The organism is Hymenobacter sp. H14-R3 (genome assembly GCF_030063445.1).
GTDB lineage: Bacteria > Bacteroidota > Bacteroidia > Cytophagales > Hymenobacteraceae > Hymenobacter.
In genome coordinates this window covers 39,937-47,839 of record NZ_JASITD010000028.1, presented here as the reverse complement: position 1 = coordinate 47,839, position 7,903 = coordinate 39,937, and the positions used below count along the sequence as shown (strand labels likewise).

Below are 7,903 nucleotides of genomic sequence, written 5' to 3'. Positions count from 1 at the left end.
GCTCAAGTAGGGCGATGCTGGCGAGGCTATTTTATTCATATCGTTGATAATCAATAATTTATACGAACTAATCCTGTATTCGCAGCCTGAGCAGGCACCTCTACTTTGGCAAGTTGCAGCCCGCTGCTTGCAGCGCCCTCCCTTGCTGATGTTTTCACCGCAGAAGAAACGTAGAAGCGTCGCAGAGGTCGTTCTTCTGCGACGCACTCTGCGACGCTTCTGCGGTGAAAACATCAGCAAGGGAGGGCGCTGCAACTTGCCAAAGCAGCGATGAGTGAACAAGCACCAAAACGGGCCTTTTCTGCCTGGGGCCCGGGTGCCGGCCAGCCAAGGGCAAGGGGCTATCGACTGGTGGCGCGTGGCACTCTAGAGGCGCCGGTTCTTACCAGATTACGCAGGTTTTTACCAACACAATCGTTTGCGTAGGTTAGCTAGCGGATATTTACCCTACTTTCGTTTTCCATTCGTTTTTCCCGCCCTATGCACAAGCTGGCTACATTAGACTACATCGTCTTTTTCGTTTATTTTCTGATAGTTGCCGGGTATGGCATCTGGATTTATAACCGCAAGACGGGCCACGACGGCACCCTGGAGGGCGACTCCAAAGACTACTTTCTGGCCGAGGGCTCGCTCACATGGTGGGCCATCGGCTCGTCGCTGATTGCCAGCAACATCTCGGCCGAGCAGTTCGTGGCCATGTCGGGCTCGGGCTTTAAGATGGGCCTGGCCATTGCGGCCTACGAATGGATGGCCGCCGTCACGCTGGTTATCGTGGCCGTATTCTTCATTCCGGTGTACCTCAAGAACCGCATCTTCACGATGCCGCAGTTCCTACACCAGCGCTACAACGGCACGGTGGCCATGATTATGGCCGTGTTCTGGCTGCTGCTCTACGTTATCGTCAACCTCACGTCCATTCTCTACCTCGGGGCCATTGCGGCCAGCAGCGTGTCGGGCCTCAACCTCACCTTCTGCATGTACGGGCTGGCCATTGCCGCCGTCATCATCACGCTGGGCGGCATGAAGGTGATTGGCTTTACGGACGTTATTCAGGTGTTCTTCCTCATCCTGGGCGGCCTGGCTACTACCTACCTGGCTATCAACCTGGTATCGGAGCACTACGGCACCAGCGGGGTGTTCAACGGCCTGAGCATCATGTACCACCAGGCCAACGACCACTTCCACATGATTTTGAAGCCGGATAACCCCAGCTACATCGACTTGCCGGGCCTCACCGTGCTGCTGGGCGGCCTCTGGATTGTGAACCTCAACTACTGGGGCTGCAACCAGTACATTACGCAGCGCGCCCTGGGGGCCGACCTGCCCACCGCCCGCAGCGGCCTCTTGTTTGCGGCCGTGCTCAAGCTCCTGATGCCCATTATCGTGGTGCTGCCGGGTATTGCGGCCTTCATCCTCTACAAGCAAAACGTGTTTGGCAGCGGCGAATTCATGCAGAACGGCGAGCTCAACCCCGACCGCGCCTACCCGGTGCTGCTCAACATCCTGCCCGTGGGCCTCAAAGGCCTCTCGTTTGCGGCCCTCACGGCGGCCGTGGTGGCGTCGCTGGCCGGCAAGGCCAACTCGATTGCCACCATCTTCACGCTCGACATCTACAAGAAGGCCATCAACCCCAACGCCTCGGAAAAGACGCTGGTAACCACCGGCAAAATTGCCGTGGTGGTGGCCATGCTGCTGGGCATTCTCATTGCCCCGCACCTGGGCATCGACAAAAAGGGCGGCTTCACCTACATTCAGGAGTACACGGGCTTCGTATCGCCGGGCATTTTTGCCATGTTCATCCTGGGCTTTTTCTGGAAAAAAGCCACGTCGAGCGCGGCCCTGTTTGCCACTATTGGCGGCTTCCTGCTGTCGGTGCTGCTCAAGTTTTTGCCTGGCATGGCCAACCTCTCGTGGCTGTCGCCCTTCGGCTTCTCGGTACCCGTCAATGGCGTGTACGAGATTCCGTTTCTCGACCGCATGGGCTTCGTGTTCGTGTTCTGCATCCTGGGCATGGTCATCATCAGCCTCATCGAAAACGCCCGCGGCGTGAAAACCAACGGCCTCGAAATCGACTCGTCGATGTTCAAGCCCAATCCCACGTTTACGGCCGGGGCCGTGCTCATTGTGGGCATCGTGGTGGCGCTGTACTCGGTATTCTGGTAGGCTTTCCGCTTATCTTCTTCCTAACGCAAAAGGACCGCCTGGCTAGCCAGGCGGTCCTTTTGCGTTAGGAAGAAGCTGCTAAAGCTGACCGTCTGCTCATCGGGTGCCCCCAGGGCGGGCTGCCGGCTTTTCGCCGGCTGTCCGCTCGTCGTTAGCGCCAGTCATTACTAGCGGCGGGCAGCTAGCAAAGAGTTGGCAGCCTGCTCGGCACACCCACTTAAACCCGCTTCAGGGCTGGCCTTAACGACTGCAAAACGATAGCAACAGCCAATCAACCGCCCCGCAGAATCAGGCGCTCAGCCAGCACCAAGGCGCGCAACAGCCGGCTACGCACCGGAAACAAAACCCAACGAAAAAGCCCTTGCAAATCAATGATTTACAAAGGCTTTCTGTAGTAAAGCGCTCCCTCCTGAACTCAGGGTAATTTCTAGTCTGTGCTACTTCCTGCTAGTATATGCTAATCCCTGCTAACTGACCTGCCAAATACCTAGCAGATTTCGGCACGATTCGGCACCGATTTACGCCAGGAGGGGCACAGTTGCAGGGCACAGGCGGCCCTACTGTGCCCGCTGGCGCTGGCGGGCGAAGGCTTCCCGCGTAGTAGTGAGCCGTTCCTTTTCCCGGCTCTTGGTGTACTTACGCGTGGTGTTGATGTCGGCGTGGCCCACGGTATCCTGAATGCTTACCAGGTCGGCCCCGCCCTCGTGCTGGGTGGTGATGAAGGTGTAGCGGCCGATGTGGGCCGACACGGTTTGCCACAGGGGTAATCGCACTTCCTGGCGCGTGGCACCCGAGCCGCGCAGTTCCTTAATGATGCGCGTGAGACCGGCTTCACGGCAGAGTAGTTTGATTTCTTCGTTGAACTTGCCCAGGCTGGGCACGGGTAGCTGGCCACCATAGCGAGCCCATATCTCCAGGGCCACGGGGTCGAGCGGTACGCGCAGCTTGGTTTTTTTGCGCCGGTTCTTGTAGTGGTAATACTCCAGCACGGGCGCGTCGGCCTGCGCTGCGCTGTCCCACTCCCAAGTTAGCGCGTCGGCTCCGAGCTCCTGTACCGAGCTGTAACGGGGGCCGGTACGGCAGATAAATACGAACACGTCCCGGATGCCGGCCCGGCTGGTGGCCCGGGTGCCGGTGCCTTCGCGCGCGTCGAACACCGGGTGGGCGTAGAGCTGCTCGACTTCGGCGAAGGTGAGGGGCTCGCGCTCCACTTCCTCGCTGAAATCATCTTCCAGCCAGTCGGTGTCATACTTACCGAACTTGAGCAGCTTGCTCAGGCGCTTCACGTAGGAGGAGAGCGTATTATTAAGCAGCCCGGTTTCGCCCTTGCGGTTTTTGGCTTCGGTCAAACAGTACTGGCAGAATTGCTCGAAAAGCTTGCAGCGGCCGGTGGCATCGGGTTGCAGCTCATCCGGCCGGGTGCCGGCGCGCCAGCGCTCCAGCTGGTCGATAAGGCCGGCCGGCCCGTCAAGGGTTTTCTTGGCGCGGCGGCCGGCGTAGGCCTGCTGCCAGTCGGCGTAGAGGCTGAGCAGGGTGGGGACCGCGGCGGGGAGCGCTTCGGCCGAGGTAGAGAGCGCAGCCGCTTTGGCTTGCTTGCGGGCGGCAGCCCGGGGCTTGAGCAGGGCCAGCAGGGCGGCGGGCGTCAGGTGCACGCCGTCCAGCTCGGCGCGGTTGATGTGGGTGCCGGCCTCGCCTTCCAGCTTGACCAGGGCGCGGTTGATGGCCGCGTAGCCCTTTTCGGCGCTGCTTACCCGGCCCTTATCAGTGAAGTTTTTAGGCTGGCAGCTTTGCCCGGTGCCGGTGCGCAGCCGGGCCAGCGCTTCGGTCTGGTGCGCCTCGGTCCGTCCCCAGCGGACATCGGTATAGATGGGCCGGCTACCGTCGGCGTTGACGTAGCTGTGCAGGTAGAAGCGAACTGGCATGGCTAATCCTCAGCAGGCTCGTAAACTTTTTCGCCTACTTTCCACATGCAGTTTATATCTCCTAGTTCTATCTCTATTTCTTCCCCGTTGGCGTCTGACCTGAGCCGTATCATGCCATTCGTATTGGATACGATGCGTTTAATAACGAACATGGGGTTACGTAGGCTGACGCAGTGCACACCCATTGCATACTGCCAGTCGCCATTTGAAACGGGCCGCACTACGTGGCAGGACTGGTCTGGGTAACGTGGTGCCATAGAATTGCCACGCACTTCTACCACTACGGCACCTCGATAATCTACGCCCGGGCGGCGTAATATCTTATAGGTAGAGTAGTCTCCATAGTGTGGGTCATGGCAGCTTTCACCGAAGGTGCCATATGCTGAGAATGGTACGAAAGGTAAGGTTTCGTACTCCTCTGTATCGTCTGCCAGCTGGCTTGCAATAACAGACGAAACATCCTGAGTCTCGGAAACCAAGTGCATTTTCCGTTCAACCCCGGTTTCTATGTACTCAATTGTCGTTTCGAATAAATCAGCAAGCAAGCGTAGCTTATCCATTTTAATGCGAATGTTCGGCTCTGACTCATAGGCATCTATACGAGAGTGGCTCAATCCTATTTTGTCGCCCACCTCACGTAGCGTCATGCCTGACTGGCGTCGCAAATATGCCAGGCGCTGGGCTTGATTAGAATGGTCTGATTTCATGTGCTTGTACATTGACAGAACAAAGAAATACTTACCGGAACAAAAAGTAAGACTTTGGTCTGAATATTATTTGTATTTACTGTTTTGGTTCGTACTATTGTATTACAAAACATACCAAAACCTGCCAAGCCATGCTAGAAGCCCTTATGAGCCCCGCCCCAGATAGTTACAAGACCCGCGTTGAAATTTCGCGTGATGGCCAGAACACTTTGTATGCTGAACAAGCACGCAGAATGCTTAAGGGTGAACGCCTTACCCTTGTAGAGTTGGCCTCTGAACTTGTAGAGGCAACCTTGACGCAACTGAAAAAGGAGCATGACGCTAACCCAATTGGCTAGGGCTCTTTTTTTAGCCCGCTTGTACTGTTTTGTAAACAAATTTATTCCTTTGTAATCATGCTTCTCACCACCTATTCCGACGGCACCCGCACCGAACTGGCCAGCAACGCTGCCCAGCAAGTGTACACGGTGGCCGAGTTAGCCACCCGCCTCAAAATCAGCGAGCGCAGCGCCTACGACCTCATTCGCAAGGGAGATATCGCCTACTGCTGCGCTGGCAGCAAGAACTACCGGGTGGGCGAGCCCGCCGTGCAGCACTTCCTGCTGGGCCGCCGCCCCATGGCCGCCTAACCTGGCGCCATACTCCCTAAGAAGTACGAGCTAGCTGTTACCCGGTAAAGTTCAAAATTGCCCCTAATTACTACCAAAAGTATGACACGTGCGATGACCAAAAGCAATGGAGCTGTGAGTACTTCCGACACGTGTCTGAAAACGCCCTTTTCAGCTGCGAAGGTTGGTGCTGCCACGCAACTTGCTGATAGTGATAAAGCTAGGCGCACCGATTTGGAAAACATCTACCGGCGGGCCTGGGCCAGCGCCTTCTACCGCAAGCCAGCGCAGGTAGCCCAGCAGATGGGCCTGCTACTCCAGCACCGCAGCCTGCGCCCCCTGGAGAAGCGGATGGCCCGCTACCTCACCGACCCCACTGCCCAGCAAGAGGCCATTGCCCGCCTCGAAAAGCTGATAGCCAAACGCGAAAGCTGCTTCCCCGACTGGTACAAAGCGCCCCTTTACCCTGCCCTATGAAAAACGCCCTCATCATTCAGTTTCGCCACGATGCCGCCACCGGCTACTACGCTACTGCCCCCGACATCGGGGCCAGCGTGGGCATGAAAAATTGCAGCGAGGCCGCCAAGAGGCGCGCCCGCCAGGACCTGATGGCCATGGCACAGCAGCCCCGCTCCTAATGAGCTGCTTCGCCGAAACCCGCCGCCTGCAAGCCCTCTGGCTCGAAGCCTGGAGCCTGTTCGTGCTCAACCCCACCACTGAAACGGAAACCGCCCGCATGCAGGCCCACGCCGCCTACGCCCACGAGCAGGCGATGGCACTAGGCCTAGCCCAGATGAAGCGCTAAGCAAAAAGCCCCGCAGCTGTAACTGCGGGGCCTCTCAGAAATCACTCATTCAACCTTCTATCCCCCAAAAGTAATGCATACCGGCCCTGCTCCCCGCCCCCTTGCCTTCACCAGCCGCAACCAGTACCTAGGTACTGCTGCCAGCCACGCGGCCAACCAGCCGCGCGAGCTACCCACAACCGAGAGCCGGCCGGTTCTCGCGTCCCGCCTGGCACTACTGGCCCTGCGCCTGCTCTTCATCCTGCTAGTGGTGCTGGTGCTGGCCATCACCTTCTTCCTTATCGGCCAGCAGTGGCGCTCGGGCACCGATGCCGGGCCCGAGGCCCACGAGGCCAGCGTGCCCAGCCGCCCCTACGCCTGGACCAACGAGAGCGAATAGTGTTGCCTATCATTTTTCAACTTCTTAACTGCATAACGATATGGCAACTAACGAATTAACGCCCGCCAAGAAAACCAAAACCGAACTGGCTGAGCAACTCAGCTTCACGCCTGAGCAGCTGGCGCTCATGAAAAACACCGTAGCCAAGGGCGCGACGGATGATGAGTTCATGCTGCTGCTGCACTTGGCCAAAACCTATGGCCTTGACCCCTTCGCAAAGGAAATCTGGTGCATCAAGTACGTGCCCCATGGCCGCAACCCTGCCGATTTTGCAGCCACCATTTTCAGCAGCCGCGATGGCTACCTCAAGATTGCCAGCCGCGATAAGCAGATGAACGGCATCCAATCGGATGCGGTGTGTGCCAACGACACGCTTAAAAAACTGGCTGATGGCACGGTAGACCACGCCTACGGCAACCCACGCGGAGCCATCATCGGGGCCTACGCCCTAGTCTACCGCAAGGACCGGGCAATTCCGGCCTACTTCTATGCCCCCTTTGCCGAGTACGGCGCTGGCAACAATCCGACCTGGAAAAAGTACCCTAGCGCCATGATTGTGAAGGTGGCCGAAGCGATGGCGCTGAAGCGGGCCTTCAGCATTTCGGGCCTGGTGACGCAGGAGGAAATCGGACTGGAGATGCAGCCGGCCCAGGAGCCGGAAACTAGTGCGGCGGTAGTGGAGGATACCAAGCCAGTGATGGAGGTGGTGAGCGAGGACGATGAGGATATCATCAGCCAGTACCGCGATTCATTCGAGCAGGCCAGCAGCAACGCAGAAGTGCTGGAGTTATGGAACGAGCTCTCTTTCAAGCAGAAGCAATGCCTGACGGAGGCCAAAGACTCGGCGAAGGCCCGTGTGGGGCAGCTGGCGCCCAAGGCAGCGCTGGCCAACGTGCTCAAAACCACCGCCGGCACTGTGCCCGTGAAGGTGGCCAGCGTCACCACGGGCAAAGCGCAGCCGCTGCGTGATGCCGGCGGGGCGGCCGTGGTGTACGCAACCATAGAGCAGCGTGATGAAATCATGGGCCTTATCCAACACCCGCTCATTACCCGCAAGGAAAAGACGCTGATGATAAGCGGCATTCTGAAGGTGACCGCGGCGGGCGCGGCGGATACGATTGCCAACCTGCGCAAAGCTATCAGCGACCGAGAGGGCACTACTACGGCAGTCGCCGCCTAGCTGCCTCCGGGGTGTCGTCCAATTGGAAAGACGGCCATTGCGGCCATTGACGCAGGTTCGATTCCTGCCACCCCGACGAGAAAGGGCCACCGCGGTAACGGTGGCCCACTCACTTTTTCAACCTAACACACTCAAAGGT

Annotated in this window: 9 protein-coding genes and 1 tRNA gene; 8 read left to right on the top strand and 2 right to left on the bottom strand. The window is 58.2% G+C overall.

All coding sequences use genetic code 11. The features are described from left to right. The first annotated feature begins 480 nt into the window (after positions 1-480). On the top strand, positions 481-2,163 hold the full coding sequence (locus QMK33_RS19890) for a sodium/sugar symporter (RefSeq protein ID WP_283566374.1): 1,683 nt from the start codon (positions 481-483) through the stop codon (positions 2,161-2,163). A gap of 557 nt (positions 2,164-2,720) precedes the next feature. Here QMK33_RS19890 and QMK33_RS19885 read toward each other — a convergent pair. Both QMK33_RS19885 and QMK33_RS19880 read right to left on the bottom strand, forming a co-directional pair. Continuing rightward, positions 2,721-4,085 (bottom strand): site-specific integrase, encoded by a 1,365-nt coding sequence (locus QMK33_RS19885; RefSeq protein ID WP_283566373.1) that lies wholly within the window; start codon positions 4,083-4,085, stop codon positions 2,721-2,723. 2 nt (positions 4,086-4,087) lie between these two features. Then, positions 4,088-4,804 (bottom strand): LexA family transcriptional regulator, encoded by a 717-nt coding sequence (locus tag QMK33_RS19880; protein WP_283566372.1) that lies wholly within the window; start codon positions 4,802-4,804, stop codon positions 4,088-4,090. Positions 4,805-5,187: 383 nt separating this feature from the next. On the opposite strand from QMK33_RS19880, the gene QMK33_RS19875 reads away from it, so the two are divergent. The 7 genes from QMK33_RS19875 (at position 5,188) to QMK33_RS19845 (ending at position 7,840) form a co-directional block, all read left to right on the top strand. Further along, positions 5,188-5,421, top strand: coding sequence for a helix-turn-helix domain-containing protein (locus QMK33_RS19875; protein ID WP_283566371.1), 234 nt, complete (start codon positions 5,188-5,190; stop codon positions 5,419-5,421). A 213-nt stretch (positions 5,422-5,634) separates the two neighbouring features. Beyond that, entirely contained in the window at positions 5,635-5,877 is a 243-nt protein-coding gene (locus QMK33_RS19870) for a hypothetical protein (RefSeq protein ID WP_283566370.1), read from the top strand. After that, the gene (locus tag QMK33_RS19865) at positions 5,874-6,038 is read left to right on the top strand and encodes a hypothetical protein (RefSeq protein ID WP_283566369.1); all 165 of its coding nucleotides are present in this window, start codon (positions 5,874-5,876) and stop codon (positions 6,036-6,038) included. Before QMK33_RS19870 ends, QMK33_RS19865 begins: the two co-directional genes overlap by 4 nt. After that, a complete protein-coding gene (locus QMK33_RS19860) occupies positions 6,038-6,205 on the top strand; it encodes a hypothetical protein (RefSeq protein ID WP_283566368.1) in 168 nt (55 codons plus the stop codon). The genes QMK33_RS19865 and QMK33_RS19860 overlap by 1 nt, the downstream gene beginning before the upstream one ends. Positions 6,206-6,278: 73 nt before the next feature. Further along, positions 6,279-6,584, top strand: a complete 306-nt coding sequence (locus QMK33_RS19855; protein WP_283566367.1) for a hypothetical protein — start codon at positions 6,279-6,281, stop codon at positions 6,582-6,584. Positions 6,585-6,624: 40 nt separating this feature from the next. Next, positions 6,625-7,764 carry a RecT family recombinase gene (locus QMK33_RS19850; RefSeq protein WP_283566366.1) on the top strand — a complete coding sequence of 380 codons (1,140 nt, stop codon included), beginning with the start codon at positions 6,625-6,627 and terminating at the stop codon, positions 7,762-7,764. A 7-nt stretch (positions 7,765-7,771) separates the two neighbouring features. Beyond that, a tRNA-Gln gene (locus QMK33_RS19845) sits at positions 7,772-7,840 on the top strand. Positions 7,841-7,903: the final 63 nt, after the last annotated feature.

Coding starts and splice junctions, on each gene's coding strand:
- QMK33_RS19890 (WP_283566374.1), top strand. CDS start 481: ATGCACAAGCTGGCTACATTAGACTACATCGTCTTTTTCGTTTATTTT.
- QMK33_RS19885 (WP_283566373.1), bottom strand. CDS start 4,085: ATGCCAGTTCGCTTCTACCTGCACAGCTACGTCAACGCCGACGGTAGC.
- QMK33_RS19880 (WP_283566372.1), bottom strand. CDS start 4,804: ATGTACAAGCACATGAAATCAGACCATTCTAATCAAGCCCAGCGCCTG.
- QMK33_RS19875 (WP_283566371.1), top strand. CDS start 5,188: ATGCTTCTCACCACCTATTCCGACGGCACCCGCACCGAACTGGCCAGC.
- QMK33_RS19865 (WP_283566369.1), top strand. CDS start 5,874: ATGAAAAACGCCCTCATCATTCAGTTTCGCCACGATGCCGCCACCGGC.
- QMK33_RS19860 (WP_283566368.1), top strand. CDS start 6,038: ATGAGCTGCTTCGCCGAAACCCGCCGCCTGCAAGCCCTCTGGCTCGAA.
- QMK33_RS19855 (WP_283566367.1), top strand. CDS start 6,279: ATGCATACCGGCCCTGCTCCCCGCCCCCTTGCCTTCACCAGCCGCAAC.
- QMK33_RS19850 (WP_283566366.1), top strand. CDS start 6,625: ATGGCAACTAACGAATTAACGCCCGCCAAGAAAACCAAAACCGAACTG.